A 17,597-nucleotide genomic window follows, 5' to 3' on the forward strand; every position below is an offset into this window, starting at 1 on the left:
CACCTGTTTTGAGCGAGCGGTAGGGACGATAATCGGAGCGATAGAGGGCTCCGACACATGTCGATTTCAGAGCGTAAACATATGCCGGAGCCTGAAGCGTTTCCGGCGCGGCGGATCGAGGTCTTCACGGGCTCGGGGCGTCGGAGGACGTGGGGCGCGGATCAGAAAGCGGCGATTGTCGCTGAGAGCTTCGCGGAGGGCGCGAGCGTTTGTGAAGTGGCGCGGCGGCATGGTCTGACGCCGCAGCAGCTTTACGTGGCGTCGTCAGGCGCGCAAAGAGACCGAGGCTCGCGAGGACGTAGGCGCGCCGCCATTGTTCGTTCCCGCAGTCACGCAAGGGCCTGCGCCCGCGCCGCTCACCAAACGCGAACGACGCGCTGTGCGCCAGGAAGTCGATTCGACGCCGACGATCGAACTTGAAGTTGATGGCGTCACGGTTCGGGTCGGACGCGGCGCGCAAGCAAAGACCATCGCTGCGGTGATCCGGGCGTTGAAAGCCGCCAAATGATCGGTCCGACGGGCGCGGTGCGCGTGATGGTGGCGACGAAGCCGGTCGACTTCCGCAAGGGCGCGGAGGGTCTCGCGGCGCTGGTGCGCGAGACGATACAGTGCGATCCCTTCGACGGCGCGATCTACGTCTTTCGCGCGAAGAGGGCGGACCGCATCAAGCTTGTCTTCTGGGACGGCACGGGTGTGTGCCTCTTCGCCAAGCGACTGGAGGACGGCGAGTTCCGCTGGCCGAAGATCGAAGACGGGGTGATGCGGTTGTCGGCGGCGCAATTTTCGGCGCTGCTGGAGGGGCTAGACTGGCGGCGCGTCACTGCGCGAAGGAGACGTCGGCGCCGGCCTTGTCGGGATGATGCGACACAGTGAATCAGGGCGTCGGAGAGCGTCGAAAGACGGCACAAAATATGGTCTTCTGCGTCTATGGCGCAGGCGGTCGAGACGCTTCCCGACGATCCTAACGAACTGAAGGCGATGCTCCTCGCCGAGCGGGCGCGCAACGATCGTCTCGTGCAGATCATCAAGGAGATGCAGCGCCATCGCTTTGGACGACGCGCCGAGACCCTTCCCGAAGACCAGATGCTGCTCGCGCTCGAAGAGGTCGAACAGACGGAAGCGGCGCCGCCGCGGAGGAGGAAGCCAAGTCCGCCACCGAACGCGAGAAGGCGTCCAGAAAGCGCCGCACGAACCGTGGCGCGCTGCCTGCGCATCTCCCGCGCATCGAAACCATCGTCGACATCGAGGATAAAGCCTGTCCCTGCTGCAAGGGGCGCTCCATCAGATCGGTGAGGATGTCTCCGAGCGGCTCGACGTCGTGCCGGCGCAGTTCCGCGTGCTGGTGACGCGGCGTCCCAAATACGCCTGCCGCGCCTGCGAGGGCGCTATCGTGCAGGCGTCGGCCCCGGCGCGGCTGATCGAGGGCGGCCTGCCGACCGAGGCGACAATCGCCCATGCTGGTCTCCAAATACGCCGATCACTTGCCGCTCTATCGCCAAGCACAGATCTACGCCCGGCAGGGGATCGCCCTCGACCGTTCGACGCTCGCCGACTGGGTTGGCCGCGCCGCCTGGCATTTGCGGCCCGTGCACGAGCGGCTTCTGGAACACATCAGATCGTCGACAAAAATCTTCGCCGACGAGACAAGGGCGCCGGTGCTTGACCCCGGGCGCGGGCGCACCAAGACCGGCCAACTTTGGGCTTATGCGCGTGACGACCGGCCATGGGCGGCGCCGATCCGCCAATCGCAGTCTATGTCTATGCGCAAAACCGAAAGTCCGAGCAGCCGCTCACGCATCTTGCCGGCTTCACGGGCGTCGTGCAGGTCGACGGTTACGCCGGCTATCGCGCGCTGACGCAGAAGAACAGCGTGTCGCTCGCCTTCTGCTGGTCTCACGTCCGCCGGCGCTTCTACGAACTCGCCGCAGCAGGTCCCGCGCCGATCGCCAGTGAGGCTCTGGCGCGCATCGGCGCGCTCTACGCCATCGAGAGCGACATCCGCGGGCAGAACCCGGACGACCGGCGCGCAGCGCGACAGGAAAATCCCGCCCGATCCTCGACGCCCTCGAGCCATGGCTGCGCGAGAAGCTCGCGCTGATCAGCCAGAAGACCAAGCTCGCCGAGGCGATCCGCTACGCGCTTTCACGCTGGGACGGCTTGACGCGCTTTATCGACGACGGGCGCACCGAGATCGACTCCAATATCGTCGAGCGCGCGATCCGTCCCATTGCCCTCAATCGCAAGAACGCGCTCTTCGCGGGTTCGGACGGAGGCGGCGAAAACTGGGCGATCGTCGCGTCGCTCATCGAGACCTGCAAACTGAACGGCGTCGATCCGATGGCCTATATGGCCGATGTCCTCGCGAAGATCGTCGACGGACATCTCGCGAGCAAACTCGACGAGCTCATGCCATGGGCCTACGCGCAGCCGGTCGCTCTCAAACACGTGGCCTGAAAACAGCGGTTACGACATGGGCCGCGCGCTGTAATGAGATTTACCGATAGGACCGCGTCCTCCGTGATCGATACGCCTCCTTACAGAGGCTCCAAGTTCGATTTGGAATGTTGCAGCGATTGCCGACCTTCCGGGGGGCTGACTTTAGTATGCCGCGGCCCCTCATTCGCAGGCACATTATCGCCCGTCGGGCGTATCGACGCCGAACCAATTGGTTTTTACCTGCTCAAAATGGACGCCGGCATCATGGAGGGCGACGTCGAGGCGCGATTCCTGCGCCGAGAGGCGGCCAATCGAGCCGAGCACCGCATAAGAGGCGACCACGCGGTCTCGTTGCGACGTCACCAAGCTCACGCGCGCATTGAGCAGCGCCTGCTGCGCATTGAGCACGTCGAGCGTCGTGCGCTGGCCGACCTTCGCCTCTTCACGCACGCCGGTGAGCGCGGTTTCCGCCGCTTTCACCGCCGCCCGGCTGGAGATGATCGAGGCTCTGGCGGTTTCGAGCAGTCCGTAGCTCGACACCACGCTCGCTCGCACGCTGTCGCGCTGCAAATCAGCGTTGAGCCGCGCTTGGCTCAATTGCTCTTTCGCCTGGCGGATCGAGGCATATTCCGAGCCGCCCTGATATAGCGGCACATTGAGTTGAGCGAAGGCAGCGGCGGAGAATTGGCGCGATCCCGGGACGCCAAGGAAGGAATCCCATTGCTGGGAAACCTGAGCGTTCACGGACAGAGTGGGTGCCAGCGCGCTCTCGGCGACTTTCACAGCGGATGCGACCGCATCCGCCTGATGCAGCGCCGCGATGACGCCCGGATGTTCCACGAGCGCAATCTCGATCGCTTGCTGCAGAGAGCGCGGAAGCAAATGTTCGAGCGAGCGCCCCGGCTCCAAATGCGTGGGCTCGAGGCCGATAATCTGACGGTATGTGGCGACGCTGTTTTTCAGCTGCGCCTGCCCGGCGTAGAGTTCAGACCGCGCCTGAGCGACGGAGGCCTCCGCCTGCGCCACGTCGGTGCGCGTCACCTCGCCGACCTGAAAACGGTCCCGAGTCTGCTTGAGCTGCTGCTCCAACACGGCGATGTTGTTCTTGCGCAGATTCACGACCGCCGTGTCGCGCAGCACGTTCATATAGGCGGTGGCGCCATTTTGCAGGGTCGCCTGCTCGGTGAGGCGCATGGTCGCGCGCGCTGCGAAGACGTTCGACTCGGCCTGTCTCACCGAATTGGTCGTGCGGCCAGCGTCGAAAATGCTTTGCGACACGTTGAGCGCCGCGCCGCGTGGATAGCCCGTATATTCCTCCTGCGAGAACTGGCGCTGACCGGTCATTGCGTTTCTCCCGGCCGGCAAGCGCAAATTGCCGTAAAGGGGACCAGCGGAAGCCTGGATATTGACTTTGGGCCGCATCCCGGCAAGCGCCTTGGGCATGTCCTCGTCCCGGACGCGGACGGCGGCGCGGCTCTGGTTGAGGTCCGGATTGCCGGCATAGGCCCGCGCCAGCGCGGAGAGAAGCGTTTCGGCCGAAAGAGGTTCCGTCATCCCAAGCAACAAGCCGCCGAGCGCCGTGACGAAGAAGCACATCCGCTCGGGGTGGACCAAACGGGAAACAGACCCGATGGTCGTTACCCCAGTCTTCTTGAACATGTCTTTCCCTGAAGTTTCACTTGAGCGCAGGCTGGCTCTCGAGGCGGACGCCCTGATCAGCGCCTGCGTTCCGCCGAAGTGGCGACTTCGCGAATCTGTTCGGCTGCGGCGTCCAGAAGGGATTGGGCGAGATCAGGGTCGTTGACGGCGCGCGATAGAGTCACCGCGCCAACCATCTGCGAGAGAACGGCCATGGCCTTGCCCTTGGCCTCCGAATCCTCGGTTTTGGCAAGCAGGCGGCTAAGAACTTCAAGATGCGCCTTAATGCCGACTTCGAATGACGCCTTCACCTCACCGCCCTGTCTGGCGGCGTCTGCGGCGAGCGCGACGAGTGGGCAGCCATCCATCTTTTCTTCGCGATGGCCCATACTGAGGTAGAACGCCATCACCGCACCAAGCGGATCTTCGGGTTTGGCCGAGAGCGCGGTCGCCCATCGGTTGAAGGCGCTCTCAAAGGCCCGCCTCGACGCCTGTGCAGCCAAGTCCTCCTTTGATGCGAACTGCTTGTAAAAGGCGCCTTGGGTCAGCCCTGCGCCCTTCATCAGATCCTTAAGGCCAATGCCCTCAAAGCCGTGCTCCCGAAAGAGACGACTTGCCACGCTGATCACCGTCTCGCGGTTTTCCGCTGCCTGAGTCCGACTGACGCGCATCCCCGACCTCCTATTTAGATTGCGTTAGAAATCTATCCGAGATAGAGTTCAAACGCAATCTAATTTTGGTTTGAGGAGACGGGCATGAAAAAGAGACCCGCTGTCGTGCTGGGGGGCCTTCTCACGGTGTCTGGGGCGGTCGCGCTCATCACAGTTTCCATGCGCACGCAGGAAGCCTCGGCCATGAACGACCCGAGACAGGAGCCTCCGCTCGTTCGACTGGCGACGGCGACGCGAGTGAGCGGATCCGACCGCGGCTTTACGGGCGTCTTAGGGGCGCGGGTGCAGAGCGATCTTGGTTTTCGCGTCGCCGGTAAGATCGTGCAACGGCTGGTGAATGCGGGCCAGCAGGTCAAAGCCGGTCAGCCGCTGATGCGGATCGACGAAACCGACCTACGCCATGCGTCCACCGCAAAGCGTAACGCAGCCGCAGCGGCCCGCGCCTCCGTCACCCAGCTGGTCCCGGATGAGCGGCGATACGCCAAGTTGTTAAGCCAAGGATGGGTTACCCGACAGCGCTACGAGCAGGCAAAAGCCGCATCCGACGCAGCCAAAGCGCAACTCGCGGCCGCCGAAGCCGAGGCGCGGGTTTCCGAGAACGAGGCGGCCTATTCCGTCCTGGTGGCCGACGCCGATGGAACGGTGATGGAAACGCTTGGCGAACCGGGACAGGTCGTCTCCGCCGGCCAGACTGTGGTTCGGCTTGCACAAGCCGGCCCCCGCGAAGCGGTGGTCGCGCTTCCCGAAACGATCCGACCGGCGATCGGCTCGACAGCCCAGGCTAGCGTGTATGGGGGCGACGGGCGCCGCTATACGGCGCATCTCCGGCAGTTGTCGGATTCCGCCGATGGTCGGACCCGCACTTACGAAGCGCGCTACGTGCTCGACGGCGCGGCTTCAGCGGCGCCCCTCGGCGCCACGGTGACCATTCGATTGGCAAGCACGGCAAATCGGCCGGAAGTCCAAGTGCCGCTCGGAGCTGTGTTCGACGGCGGCCGGAAGACCGGCGTTTGGGTGTTCGACAACGCCACCTCGACCGTACATTTTTGACCCGTCAAGCTCGTGCGCGTCGCCAGCGAAACCGCCGTGATTTCCGGACTTACTTCTGGCGACCCAGTTGTTTCGCTCGGCGCGCATCTTTTGCAAGACGGCGCTCGCGTCAGGACTGCGTCTGAAAGCAGGGGCGCCCGATGAATCTCTCTGCGATCGCCGTTCGCGAACGGGCCGTCACCCTCTTCTTCATCCTCCTGCTGGCCGCGGCGGGCGCTTACGCCTTTGTCATGCTCGGGCGGGCGGAGGATCCCTCCTTCACCATCAAGACCCTGACGGTCACAACGGTATGGCCGGGGGCGACGGCGCGCGAGATGCAGGACCTGGTGGCCGAACCGTTGGAGAAGCGGATTCAAGAGCTGACCTGGTACGACCGCGTGGAGACGACCACACGGCCCGGTTATGCCTATATGACGGTCACGCTGAAGGACAGCACGCCGCCATCAGTCGTGCAGGAGGAGTTCTACCAGGCCCGTAAAAAGCTTGGGGATGAGGCCCGCAAGCTGCCTCCCAACGTGCTTGGCCCTTTCGTCAATGACGAATATTCGGACGTGAGCTTCGGCCTCTACGCTCTCAAGGCGAAGGGCATGCCGATGCGGGAGCTCGCAAGGCAAGCCGAGACCATCCGCCAGGACCTCCTGCACGTGCCCGGCGTCAAGAAGATCAATATTCTCGGCGAACGTCCCGAGCAGATATTCGTTGAGTTTTCCTACGCCAAACTGGCGACCCTCGGCGTGTCGGCGCAGGATATTGTCGCCGCCTTGCAGAGACAAAACACCGTCACGCCGGCAGGCTCGATCGACACAAAGGGGCCGCAGGTCTTCATCCGGATCGACGGGGCCTATGACAGCGTCCAGACGATCGCCGACACGCCTATCGTGGCTGCGGGGCGCACGCTGAAGCTCTCCGACGTCGCCGAGGTTCGTCGCGGCTACGAGGATCCGCCCACCTACCTTATCCGACACCAGGGCGAGCCCACCATCATGCTCGCGGCGGTTATGCAGGAGGGCTGGAATGGTCTCGCGCTCGGCAAGGCGCTTGAGGAGAGGTCCGCAGCCATCGCACAGACCCTGCCGCTCGGGATGACGCTGGCCAAGGTCAGCGACCAGGCCGTCAACATCACCTCGGCGGTTGATGAATTCATGATGAAGTTCGCGATGGCGCTCGGCGTGGTGCTGCTGGTGAGCCTGCTCAGCCTCGGCTGGCGCGTCGGCATCGTCGTGGCGGCTGCCGTCCCTCTGACGCTTGCCGTCGTGTTCCTCATCATGCTGGAAACGGGCCGCTTCTTCGACCGCATCACGCTCGGCGCCCTCATCCTGGCGCTCGGCCTTCTGGTCGACGACGCCATCATCGCCATCGAAGTTATGGTGGTGAAAATGGAAGAAGGCATGGACCGCATCAAGGCTGCGGCCTATGCGTGGAGCCACACTGCGGCGCCAATGCTGTCCGGCACGCTCGTGACGATCGCCGGGTTCCTGCCGGTGGGCTTCGCGCGCTCGTCGGCCGGCGAATACGCCGGCAACATCTTCTGGGTCGTGGGGTTCGCCCTTATTGTTTCCTGGATCGTCGCGGTGGTCTTCACGCCCTATCTCGGCGTCAAGATGCTGCCCGCGTTCAAACCGATCGAGGGCGGCTCCCACGCGATTTACGACACGCCAAACTACCAGCGTCTGCGACGGCTCATCACATTCGCCGTGCGCCACAAGTTCGTAACCTGCGGCGTCGTCGGCATCGCCTTCGCGCTTTCCGGCGCCGGCATGGGCGCCCTCAAACAGCAGTTCTTCCCGACATCCGATCGCCCCGAAGTGCTGGTGGAGGTTCGCCTGCCGGAAGGCGCCAGCATTGAGACGACGACAGTCGCGGTCGAGAAGCTCGAACATTGGCTGAACGGCCAGCCCGAGGCAAAGATCGTCACGAGCTATGTCGGTCAGGGCGCTCCCCGCTTCTTCTTCGCGATGTCGCCGGAACTGCCAGATCCCGCCTTCGCCAAGATCGTCGTGCTGACCCCCGATGCTGAGGCCCGCGAGTCGTTGAAGCGCCGGCTCCGAGAGGCGGTGTCACAGGGGCTGACGCCCGAGGCCTATGTGCGCGTCACGCAGCTCGTGTTCGGGCCCTACACGCCCTTCCCGGTCGAGTTCCGGGTCATGGGGCCTGATCCCGCGCAATTGTACGATATCTCTGAAAAAGCCCTCGGCATCATGCGCGGCGTGCCCGATGTGCGGCAAGCGAACCGCGATTGGGGCAATCGCACGCCCGTGCTTCGCTTCATCCCGGATCAGGACCGACTGAACCTTATTGGTCTCTCGCCGGCGGAGGTGGGCCAGCAGCTCCAATTCCTCCTCACCGGCATCGCCGTCACGCAGGTTCGCGAGGACATCCGCAATGTTCCCATCGTGGCGCGCAGCGCCGGCGGCGAGCGTTTGGACCCAACGCGTCTGGCAGATTTCTCGCTGATGAGCCGGGACGGCCGCCAGATTCCGCTCGACCAGATCGGTCACTCGGAAATCCGTCTGGAAGAGCCGATCCTGAAGCGCCGCGATCGCACGCCCGCTATCACGATCCGCTCTGACGTCAATGAAGCGACCCAGCCTCCAGAGGTCTCCAAAGAGATCATGACGGCCCTCCAGCCGATGATCGCAGCCCTTCCATCCGGCTACCGCATCGATACGGGCGGTTCAATCGAGGAGGCGATTAAGGCCAACGTCGCGCTGGGTAAGATCTTCCCGGCCATGATCGCCGCCATGCTGATCGTCATCATGCTCCAGGTGCGATCCTTCTCGACAATGGGCATGGTCATGCTGACCGCGCCGCTCGGCCTCGTCGGCGTCGTGCCTATGTTGCTCGCATTCAACCAGCCCTTCGGATTCAACGCCATTCTCGGCCTGATCGGACTGGCTGGCATCCTGATGCGCAACACGCTGATCCTGACCGAACAAATCAAGGAGAACCGTGCCGCGGGCCTCGACGACTATCACGCCGTCATCGAAGCCACGGTGCAACGCACGAGGCCTGTGATTCTGACCGCGCTTGCCGCCGTGTTGGCCTTCATCCCCCTCACGCACTCCGTCTTCTGGGGATCGATGGCTTATACGCTCATCGGCGGCACGGCGGTCGGCACGGTGCTGATACTGCTCTTCCTTCCTGCGCTCTACGCGGCGTGGTTCCGGATCAAACCAACAGCAGACGACGTCCATGCACACGCCCCTTCGGGCGAGCGAATGGATCCGCAAGTGGCGAACGCAGAGCCTGCGTTCGACGGTCGCTAGTAGCGACCGACCATGCCGGTTGATTTTCGCGAGGAAGCGCCATGAACATCGAGGACCATCCGACCGTCAAGCGTATGCGCGCAACTGCCGGCGCCCGTATTGAGATCGAAGAGGGCGGGATCGACGCCGGTTGGCTTCGCCGACTGGCTCTGGAATGCGGCGCCGATGACGCCGGCTTGGTGGAGATCAAGCGGCCCGCGCTCGACTCCCAGAGAGACGAGCTTCTTCACCACTACCCTTGGACCAAGACACTGCTGAGCTTCGTCGTCCGGATGAACAGGGAGCCGATCCGCAGTCCGGCGCGCTCTGTCGCCAACATCGAGTTTCACCACTCGGGACTCGAGGTTGACGAAGTTGGTCGTCGCCTGGTGCAGCGGCTCGAGGCGAAAGGAATTCGCGCCGTCAGCCCGGCGATGGGCTTTCCGATGGAGATGTATCAATTCCCTAGCGCCATATGGATCGTATCGCACAAGCCAGTCGCAGTCGCCGCCGGGCTCGGCCACATGGGCGTCCATCGCAATTTGATTCACCCCAAGTTCGGCAACTTCGTCCTGTTGGGAACCGTTCTGATCGGGGCGGAGGCGACGGAATATGACGCGCCGCTCGATTACAACCCCTGTCTGGAATGCCGGTTGTGCGTGACGGCCTGTCCAGTCGGGGCCATCGCCCCCGACGGAGGGTTCAATTTCTCCGCTTGCTTCACCCACAACTATCGCGAATTCATGGGGGGCTTCACGGATTGGGTTGAGCAGATCGCAGACAGCAAGAACGCGCTCGACTATCGCAGCCGCGTGAGCGAGCCCGAAACCGCCTCGATGTGGCAGAGCCTCTCCCATGGGGCGAACTACAAGGCGGCCTATTGCATGGCGGTGTGTCCCGCCGGCGAAGACGTCATCGGGACCTATCTTGCGGATCGCGCGCGCCACATTCAGGAAATCCTCAAGCCGCTTCAAGAGAAAGAAGAACCGATTTATGTCGTAAAAGGCTCGGACGCCGAGGCGTACGCCAAGAAAAGATGGAAGAACAAGACCGTCAAGACCGTCGGCAACGCGTTACGACCGCGGAGCATCGACGCAATGCTGCAACTCTTGCCCGTCGCATTTCAGCCGAACCAGGCGCGCGACCTGCGCGCAACCTATCATTTCGAATTTACCGGCAACGAGCAGCGCAAGGCGACGATTGTTATTCACGATGGCGTCATCCGCCTCCAGGAGGGCCACATCGGCTCAGCCAACCTTCGGGTTACAGCGGACAGCTCGACCTGGCTCGGCTTTCTGGCGAGGGAGCACAGTCTGGTGTGGGCGCTGCTGCGGAGAAAAATCCGCGTCGGCGGCTCGCCCAAGCTGCTTCTCGCTTTCGGTAAATGCTTCCCGAGCCCCGCCATTCGCCATGATCCGACGCCCGTCCCTCCGGTGGCGTCAAGGCTGCGGCCGAACGCGGCTCCCTATCGTCAAAACGACGCGGCGACCGGAAAAATCAAATGGTCGGGCGCCCTGCGGTTGGCGGAGATCATCGAGGTTGCGCAAAACATCAAAACCTTCCGCCTCGTCGAACCGGCGGGAGGAAGGATTCCGTTCGAATTCCTGCCGGGGCAGTTCCTGACATTCGCAATCGAGCCTTTCGGCGTTCCAACCAAGCGCTCCTACACCATCGCGTCCTCGCCGACCTGTCGGGACTCGATCGAGATCACGGTGAAACGGGAAACGAATGGCCTCGTTTCGCGGTGGCTCCATGACGCGGCCACGCCGGGCGACCTCCTTGAAGTCGTGGCTCCGAACGGAACCTTCACTTTCACGGGCGAGGAGGAACAAAGCATCGTCCTGATCGGCGGCGGCGTCGGCGTGACGCCGATGATGAGCGTGACGCGCTATCTCACCGACACAAATTGGCCAGGCGACATCCATCTGCTGCTGAGCTTCCGCAACCCGCGCGAATATCCGTTCCAAGACGAGATTGCGGCGCTGCGAGCGCGCAACAGCCGCCTGCGGGTCGTGGCCACGATGAGCGATCCCAACATCGAAGAGTGGACCGGCGCGCGGGGCCGCATCGATAAAGCGTTCCTCGCCTCGGCGGTTCCGAATATCTCGGCGCACCGCGTCCATCTCTGCGGCCCCCTCGCGATGATGAGCGCCGTCACAGCCGCATTGGAGGATCTCGGCGTGCCACCCGAGCGGATCAAGAAGGAAGCGTTTGGAACCGAGACGCGTGATCCCACCCGCAAGGCGGTGCCGGCCGGCAGGATCATCGGGCGCGTCACGTTTCAGATGTCGCAGATCTCGGCCCCGATCGCCGAGAATGCCACCGTTCTCGACGCCGCCGACCAGGCGCATGTCTTTATCGACAGCGCCTGTCGATCGGGCACATGCGGCGCCTGCCGCGTCAAGCTGCTCTCCGGCAAGGTGCGTATGCTGGTCGAGGATTCACTGACGCAGGAAGAGAAAACCCGCGGCTACATTCTCGCTTGCCAAGCGCTCGCCGAGAGCGACGTCGTCGTCGAGTCATAGGAGGACGCCATGTCGAACATTGTAATCTTCGCCCTCGTCGGTTTTGTTGTCGTGGCGGCGGCGACCATGCTAGTTTCGTTCCTCGTCGAGGCAATGCGGCCCGTTCCCCCAACTCCGGAGCGTCTCTCCTGGGCGCCGGACATCCCGATCCGATATGTCAGCGTCAATGGCGTCCGCCTTCGCTACATCAAGATGGGCGAAGGTCCTGCGCTGGTTCTCTTGCACACGCTGAGGACGCAACTCGACCTCTTCGAGAAGGTCGTCCCCGAGCTGGCGAAGAGTTTCACCGTGTATGCGGTCGATTATCCCGGCCACGGCTATTCCGACATACCGGCCGCGAAATACGACGCGGACTATTTCGTCGAGACGATAGAAGGCTTTCTCGAAGCTTTAGATCTCCACGATGTGACGCTTGCCGGCGTTTCGATCGGCGCCTCGATCTCGCTCATTCTCGCAGCGCGCAACAATCCGCGGGTTTCGCGCGTTGTGGCGATCAATCCCTATGATTACGCGAAGGGGCGCGGGATGGCGCGCAGCTCACTTCTCGCGCGCCTTATCGTCGCCTCCGCGGATCTGCCGATCCTCGGCGATACAGTGATGCGCCTGCGCCAATTCGTCATCATGAAATCGGCGCTCGACGGCGGCGTATCCGACCCGCGGCATATTTCGCCGGAACTGCTGAAGGAGATGTATCTGGTCGGCAACCGACGCGGTCATTATCGCGCCTTTCTCAGTCTGCTCCGCAACGCAGAGAGTTGGGAAACGGCGACCATGGCCTATTCGAACATCAAGATTCCCGTGCTGCTGCTCTGGGGCGATCGCGACTGGTCGAGACCGGACGAACGAGAACACGATCGCCAGATCGTGCCCAGCGCAAAAATGGCGACCGTCGTGAATGGGGGGCACTTCCTGCCGCTCGATAGGCCCGATGCAGTTGTCGAGCATTTGCTCGCCTTTCACGCGCCGCTCGTTGGGAAGCCTTCGTCATGAAGGCTTCCCTTTTGGCATTGCCTCTCTGGACTCGCTTCTCCGAGGCGCGCACGCCTAAGATTAGGAGGCTGGCGCAATCAGTGCTCCCTCGCAGAACGCCGCCACGCCTTGTCGAGACTAGAAAAAGGAGCCCCAACAACAACTATCGCCGACGTTCGGTATGAAAGCACAGCTCCCTGCCCTCTCCTGCACTCTATAGCCGCCGCTTTTACTACCCGTCACTCCCATTCAATCGTCCCCGGCGGCTTCGACGTCACGTCGTACACGATGCGGTTCACGCCCTTCACTTCGTTGATGATCCGTGTCGCCGCACGGCCCAGAAACGCCATGTCGAAGGGATAGAAATCCGCCGTCATGCCGTCGCTCGACGTCACGGCGCGGAGCGCCAGCACGTAATCATAAGTGCGGCCGTCGCCCATCACGCCCACGCTGCGCACGGGCAGCAGCGCGGCGAAGGCCTGCCAGATCTGGTCGTAGAGCCCCGCCTTGCGGATTTCGTCCAGATAGACGGCGTCGGCCTTGCGGAGGATGTCGAGCTTCTCGCGCGTGATGAGGCCGGGGCAGCGTATGGCGAGGCCGGGGCCAGGGAATGGATGACGGCCGACAAAAGCCTCCGGCAAGCCCAGCTCGCGGCCGAGCGCGCGCACTTCATCCTTGAAGAGTTCGCGCAGCGGCTCCACCAGCGCCATGTTCATGCGCGCCGGCAGGCCGCCGACATTGTGGTGCGACTTGATCGTCACCGACGGCCCGCCGGTGAAGGAAACGCTCTCGATCACATCCGGATAGAGCGTGCCCTGCGCCAGGAATTGCGGGGCGCCGCGGCCGTCCTCAGCAATCTTCTTCGCCTCGGCCTCGAATGTCTCGATGAAGAGGCGCCCGATGGTCTTGCGCTTTACTTCGGGATCGTCGACCCCTTCCAGCGCCCCGAGAAACAGTTCCTCGGCTTCGACGTGATGCAGCGGGATATTATAGTGGTCGCGGAAGAGGCGCACGACCTCCTCCGCCTCGCCGAGCCTCAAAAGGCCGTGATCGACGAAGACGCAGGTGAGCCGGTCGCCGATCGCCTCATGGATCAGCACCGCCGCCACGGCGCTGTCGACGCCGCCCGAAAGCCCGCAGAGCACGCGGCCGTCGCCGACCTGCTTGCGGATCGCGGCGACCGCCTCGCCGCGGAAGGCGGCCATGGTCCAGTCGCTCTTCAGTCCGGCGACCCTGTGCACGAAATTCGCCAGAAGCTTCGCGCCGTCCGGCGTATGCGCGACCTCCGGGTGGAACTGCAGGCCGTAATAGCGGCGCGCCTCGTCGGCGATGGCGGCCATGGGCGCGTTCTCGGACGCCGCGATGACGCGGAAGCCGCCCGGGAGCCTTGTGACGCGGTCGCCATGGCTCATCCAGACGGTGGCGGAGGCGCCCTTCTCCCAGACGCCGTCGAGGAGCGCGCTATGTTCGAGCGCCGTGATCTCGGCGCGGCCGAATTCGCGGTGATGCCCCGCCTCGACCTCGCCGCCGAGCTGCGTCGCCATGGTCTGCTCGCCATAGCAGACGCCGAGCACCGGCACGCCCGAGTCGAAAATCTCCTGCGGCGCGCGCGGCGAGCCTTCGTCCGTCACCGAGCAGGGGCCGCCGGAGAGGATGACCGCCTTGGGACGGATCTCGGCAAAGGCGCGTTCCGCGCTCTGGAAAGGCGCGATCTCGCAATAGACCCCCGCCTCGCGCACGCGCCGCGCGATGAGCTGCGTGACCTGTGATCCGAAGTCGACAATGAGAACCTTGTCGTGTCGGTCGGCGATGTCGTGGTGGAAGGCGTCTGCGGCGGTGGTCATCGGGATCCTGAAACGCCCCCTCTCCCCGCCTGCGGGGAGAGGGTTGGGGTGAGGGGCAAGGCTGCGACGGCGGCGCCGGATGAAAGGCGGACTTCCAGGCGGAGAGGCCGCTCGAACCCCTCGCCCCTCACCCTAACCCTCTCCCCGCTTTGCGGGGAGAAGGAGTGGCGCGCGCTCACAGCGCAATCACGACCGGCGCAAAATCGCAACATAAAACCCGTCCGTTCCACTCGTCGCCGGCGACAGCCTTATACCCGCCCCGTGCGGCGAGGCGAAGCGCGCAAGTTCGGGGAGTCCCGCTCGTTCGGCCATCTCTTTCCCCAAAAGCGCCGCGAAGCCGGGATGCGCGGCCAGAAACGCCGCGACTTGATCCTCATTCTCGTCCCGCAGCAGCGAGCAGGTCGCATAAACAAGCCGCCCGCCCGGCTTCACGAAGCGCAGGGCCTGTTCCAGCAGCGCGGTCTGCTCCTTCAGCCGCAGCTCCAGCGCGCCGGGGGCGAGGCGCCATTTGGCGTCGGGGTGGCGCCGCCAGGCGCCCGTTCCCGTGCAGGGGACGTCGATCAGCACGAGATCGCAGCGGCCTTCGAGATCGGCCAGCGCGTCGGCCTTGCCTTTGGGCTGGCGCACCTGGATGTTGCGGGCGCCGGCGCGCTCCAGGCGCTCATGGATCGGCATGAGGCGCCGGCCGTCGGCGTCATAGGCGTAAAGCTGCCCTTTGTTGTGCATCTGCCCCGCGAGCGCCAGCGCCTTGCCGCCGCCGCCGGCGCAGAGGTCGAGAACCTGCTCGCCGGGCGCGGCGGCGCAAAGCAGCGAGGCGAGCTGCGAGGCCTCGTCCTGCGGCTCGACGAAGCCCTTCACATAGGCCGTCTCGGCGGCCAGCGCGGGACCCCTGCCCTGCCCGGCCTCGATTCGCAGCCCGATGGGCGAAAGCGGCGTCGGGACGGGATCGAGATGGGCGAGCTTGGCGAGCGCCTGCTCGCGCGAGCCTTTGAGAATGTTGACCCTAAGATCCACGGGGGCCCGCGCCGAGAGCGCCGCGCCCTCCTCCGCCGCGCGCGCGCCGAAGGCCGCCGCGAAGCGCTCGGCGAGCCATTCGGGATAATCCCCCCTCACATGGTCCGGCGCGCCGTCGAGCGTCGCGGTCTCGAGCCTTGCGCGCTCATGGTCCGTGAGCGGCGCCGGCGCGTGGCGCTCGCCGGCGCAGAGCGCGGCGATCGTCGCGGCGTCCTGGCCCCGCGCCTCGCGCAGCGCCCCGAGCATGACCGCGCGGGGAGAATCGTCGCCCATGACCCAGGCCGCGGAGGCCTTCTTGCGCAATGCGTCGAAGACGAGGCTCGCAATGGCGGCGCGGTCCTTGGAGCCCGCGAAACGATGGGACGCGCCCCAATCCTTCAGCGCCTCGGCGACGGGGCGGCGGCGTTCGGACAAATCTGCGAGAATTTCGATCGCAGCGGAAAGTTGGGCGGCGGGCGTCATAAGGTAGGATCGGCTTTCCGGGAGGCGAATCGGCCCGGATGGGCCATGGCCGGTTCGCGTCGCCATTCAGATGAGGTTCATTCTGGATTGGCGATTGTCTCCCATAGCATGGCGGTCGATTGCAACGGAGCGACGCGGGGACGATGAAACATTTGCGCTGGACGACACTGCTGGCGGCGATAGGCCTCGCCGGCTGCGGACCGACCGCCGGCTATTATTACGGCGGCTATGGGCCGGGCTACGGCCCCGGCTACGGCTATGCCGGTTACGGGTATGGATATGGCTACCGCCCCGGCGGCTATTGGCGGCGCCCCTATGGCGGCCCGCCCCTTTATGGCCGGCCGGGCTACGGCCCGCGTCCCGGCGGCTCGCCGCCCTACGGCCCCCCTCCCGGGGGCGGACCGGGGGGCGGCTATCCGGACGGAACTTCGGCGGGCGGGCGGCCGATGGGGCCGCCCGGCGGCCCCGCGCCCATCCCGAGCATCGGGCCGACGGCGGCCGGCCCCGGTCCGATGGCCGGACCGCCCGGCGGCGGATTCGCGCCCCGCGGCGGCGCGCCGGGTCCAAGATCCGCGCCCGTCCCGCGCGCGCTCTATCCGGACGACGGCCGTTCGAGCGCCATGCATTGACGCGCGCCGCCGCTCGGGCCAACAGATCACGCGGCGTTCGGGCTGTATCGCCTGAACGCCGATAACGCGGTGGATTCTAAAGGTTAAGAGCGCGCTTTTCGCGAAAGGCGGATTTCCGCTTTTTCGCAGCGCGCTTTAGGATCGCCGGCCGCCCCGCCGCGCGCCGATCCGGCGCACCGTGCCGGTCGCCGAGCGGTAGACGAGCGTCTCCGTCTCGGTTCCGTCCTTGCCGAAAACGACGCCGTCGACCAGGGGTCCGTCGGTGACGCCGGTGATGCAGACGACGACGTCGCCCGTCACCATATCCGCCACCCCGTATTTCTTGCGCGGATCGGTGAGGCCGTGACGCGCGGCGCGGGCGCGCTGCTCGGCGCTTTCCAAGACCAGCCGACCCTGCATCTGGCCGCCGGCGCAGCGCAGCACGGCGGCGGCGAGGACGCCCTCGGGCGCGCCGCCGCGGCCGAGATACATATCGACGCCCGTCTCGGCCGGATCAGTGACGAAAACGACGCCGGCGACGTCGCCGTCGGAGATCAGCCGCACGCAGGCGCCCGCCTTGCGGCATTTGGAGATGATGTCGGCATGGCGCGGCCGATCCAGCACGCAGACGGTGATCTCGCCCGGCGGAACGCCCTTCGCCTCCGCGAGCGCGCGGACATTGTCGGCCGGATCGCGATCAAGGTCCACGACTCCCTCGGGATAGCCGGGTCCGATGGCGATCTTGTCCATGTAGCTGTCGGGCGCATGCAGCAGCAACCCCGAGGTCGCGGCGGCGGCGATGGCGATCGAGCCGGACTGGTCCTTGGCGCAGAGCGTCGCCCCTTCGAGCGGCGCCACGGCGAGTTCGACATGCGGCCCGGCGGCGCAGCCGATCTCCTCGCCGACATGGAGCCTGGCCGAATCGCCCTCCTCGCCCTCGCCGATGACGATACGGCCGCGAACCGGCAGCCGCGCCAATTCCTCATGCATGGCGTCGACGGCGGCGCGGTCGGCGGCCATCTCGTCGCCGCGCCCGCGCAGCCGCGCGGCGGCGACGGCGGCCCGCTCGGTGGCGCGCGCGAGTTCGATGGTGAGCAATCTTTCGATCGATGCGGCGTCGAGAGGCATGGGGCGT

15 protein-coding genes and 2 pseudogenes are annotated in these 17,597 nt (G+C 64.9%); 12 read left to right on the forward strand and 5 right to left on the reverse strand.

The window, feature by feature from the left end; translation table 11 throughout:
- Positions 1-81: 81 nt before the first annotated feature.
- The 7 genes and pseudogenes from ACV7JP_RS00005 to ACV7JP_RS00035 all read left to right on the forward strand — a co-directional run bounded on the left by ACV7JP_RS00005 (position 82) and on the right by ACV7JP_RS00035 (position 2,454).
- Positions 82-420, forward strand: coding sequence for a transposase (locus ACV7JP_RS00005; RefSeq protein WP_457799123.1), 339 nt, complete (start codon positions 82-84; stop codon positions 418-420).
- On the forward strand, positions 380-508 hold the full coding sequence (locus tag ACV7JP_RS00010) for a hypothetical protein (RefSeq protein ID WP_457797107.1): 129 nt from the start codon (positions 380-382) through the stop codon (positions 506-508). Before ACV7JP_RS00005 ends, ACV7JP_RS00010 begins: the two co-directional genes overlap by 41 nt.
- Positions 505-873: an IS66 family insertion sequence element accessory protein TnpB gene (gene tnpB / locus ACV7JP_RS00015; RefSeq protein WP_457797227.1), complete on the forward strand. Its 369-nt coding sequence runs from the start codon at positions 505-507 to the stop codon at positions 871-873. Before ACV7JP_RS00010 ends, tnpB begins: the two co-directional genes overlap by 4 nt.
- A gap of 54 nt (positions 874-927) precedes the next feature.
- Positions 928-1,293, forward strand: a complete 366-nt coding sequence (locus ACV7JP_RS00020; protein ID WP_457797245.1) for a transposase domain-containing protein — start codon at positions 928-930, stop codon at positions 1,291-1,293.
- A 161-nt stretch (positions 1,294-1,454) separates the two neighbouring features.
- Entirely contained in the window at positions 1,455-1,856 is a 402-nt protein-coding gene (locus ACV7JP_RS00025) for an IS66 family transposase (protein WP_457797246.1), read from the forward strand.
- A pseudogene (locus ACV7JP_RS00030) lies at positions 1,745-2,220 on the forward strand (IS66 family transposase); the annotation flags it as partial. The gene ACV7JP_RS00025 and the pseudogene ACV7JP_RS00030, both read left to right, overlap by 112 nt.
- Before the next feature lie 126 nt (positions 2,221-2,346).
- Positions 2,347-2,454 carry a transposase domain-containing protein gene (locus ACV7JP_RS00035; RefSeq protein WP_457799118.1) on the forward strand — a complete coding sequence of 36 codons (108 nt, stop codon included), beginning with the start codon at positions 2,347-2,349 and terminating at the stop codon, positions 2,452-2,454.
- 177 nt (positions 2,455-2,631) lie between these two features.
- Here the strand turns inward: ACV7JP_RS00035 and ACV7JP_RS00040 are convergent, their stop codons facing one another.
- Both ACV7JP_RS00040 and ACV7JP_RS00045 read right to left on the reverse strand, forming a co-directional pair.
- Complete coding sequence (locus ACV7JP_RS00040; protein ID WP_457799125.1) at positions 2,632-4,032, reverse strand: TolC family outer membrane protein; 1,401 nt, start codon at positions 4,030-4,032, stop codon at positions 2,632-2,634.
- 119 nt (positions 4,033-4,151) lie between these two features.
- The gene (locus ACV7JP_RS00045) at positions 4,152-4,745 is read right to left on the reverse strand and encodes a TetR/AcrR family transcriptional regulator (protein ID WP_457797247.1); all 594 of its coding nucleotides are present in this window, start codon (positions 4,743-4,745) and stop codon (positions 4,152-4,154) included.
- A gap of 84 nt (positions 4,746-4,829) precedes the next feature.
- Here ACV7JP_RS00045 and ACV7JP_RS00050 point away from each other — a divergent pair.
- The 4 genes and pseudogenes from ACV7JP_RS00050 to ACV7JP_RS00065 all read left to right on the forward strand — a co-directional run bounded on the left by ACV7JP_RS00050 (position 4,830) and on the right by ACV7JP_RS00065 (position 12,555).
- Positions 4,830-5,939: pseudogene (locus ACV7JP_RS00050) on the forward strand (efflux RND transporter periplasmic adaptor subunit).
- Entirely contained in the window at positions 5,936-9,061 is a 3,126-nt protein-coding gene (locus ACV7JP_RS00055) for an efflux RND transporter permease subunit (RefSeq protein ID WP_457797248.1), read from the forward strand. The pseudogene ACV7JP_RS00050 and the gene ACV7JP_RS00055 overlap by 4 nt, the downstream one beginning before the upstream one ends.
- 41 nt (positions 9,062-9,102) lie before the next feature.
- A complete protein-coding gene (locus tag ACV7JP_RS00060; protein ID WP_457797249.1) occupies positions 9,103-11,565 on the forward strand; it encodes a 2Fe-2S iron-sulfur cluster-binding protein in 2,463 nt (820 codons plus the stop codon).
- 9 nt (positions 11,566-11,574) lie between these two features.
- A complete protein-coding gene (locus ACV7JP_RS00065) occupies positions 11,575-12,555 on the forward strand; it encodes an alpha/beta fold hydrolase (protein WP_457797250.1) in 981 nt (326 codons plus the stop codon).
- A gap of 218 nt (positions 12,556-12,773) precedes the next feature.
- Here the strand turns inward: ACV7JP_RS00065 and guaA are convergent, their stop codons facing one another.
- Both guaA and ACV7JP_RS00075 read right to left on the reverse strand, forming a co-directional pair.
- Entirely contained in the window at positions 12,774-14,378 is a 1,605-nt protein-coding gene (gene guaA, locus ACV7JP_RS00070) for a glutamine-hydrolyzing GMP synthase (protein WP_457797251.1), read from the reverse strand.
- Between the two features lie 186 nt (positions 14,379-14,564).
- Positions 14,565-15,854, reverse strand: coding sequence for an RsmB/NOP family class I SAM-dependent RNA methyltransferase (locus ACV7JP_RS00075; protein WP_457797252.1), 1,290 nt, complete (start codon positions 15,852-15,854; stop codon positions 14,565-14,567).
- Positions 15,855-15,997: 143 nt separating this feature from the next.
- Between ACV7JP_RS00075 and ACV7JP_RS00080 the strand changes: the two genes are divergently transcribed.
- Positions 15,998-16,483: a hypothetical protein gene (locus ACV7JP_RS00080; RefSeq protein WP_457797253.1), complete on the forward strand. Its 486-nt coding sequence runs from the start codon at positions 15,998-16,000 to the stop codon at positions 16,481-16,483.
- Positions 16,484-16,618: 135 nt separating this feature from the next.
- On the opposite strand, the gene glpX is transcribed toward ACV7JP_RS00080, so the two are convergent.
- Complete coding sequence (glpX, locus tag ACV7JP_RS00085) at positions 16,619-17,590, reverse strand: class II fructose-bisphosphatase (RefSeq protein WP_457797254.1); 972 nt, start codon at positions 17,588-17,590, stop codon at positions 16,619-16,621.
- Between the last annotated feature and the right edge of the window lie 7 nt (positions 17,591-17,597).

Source organism: Methylocystis sp. S23, from assembly GCF_054106005.1.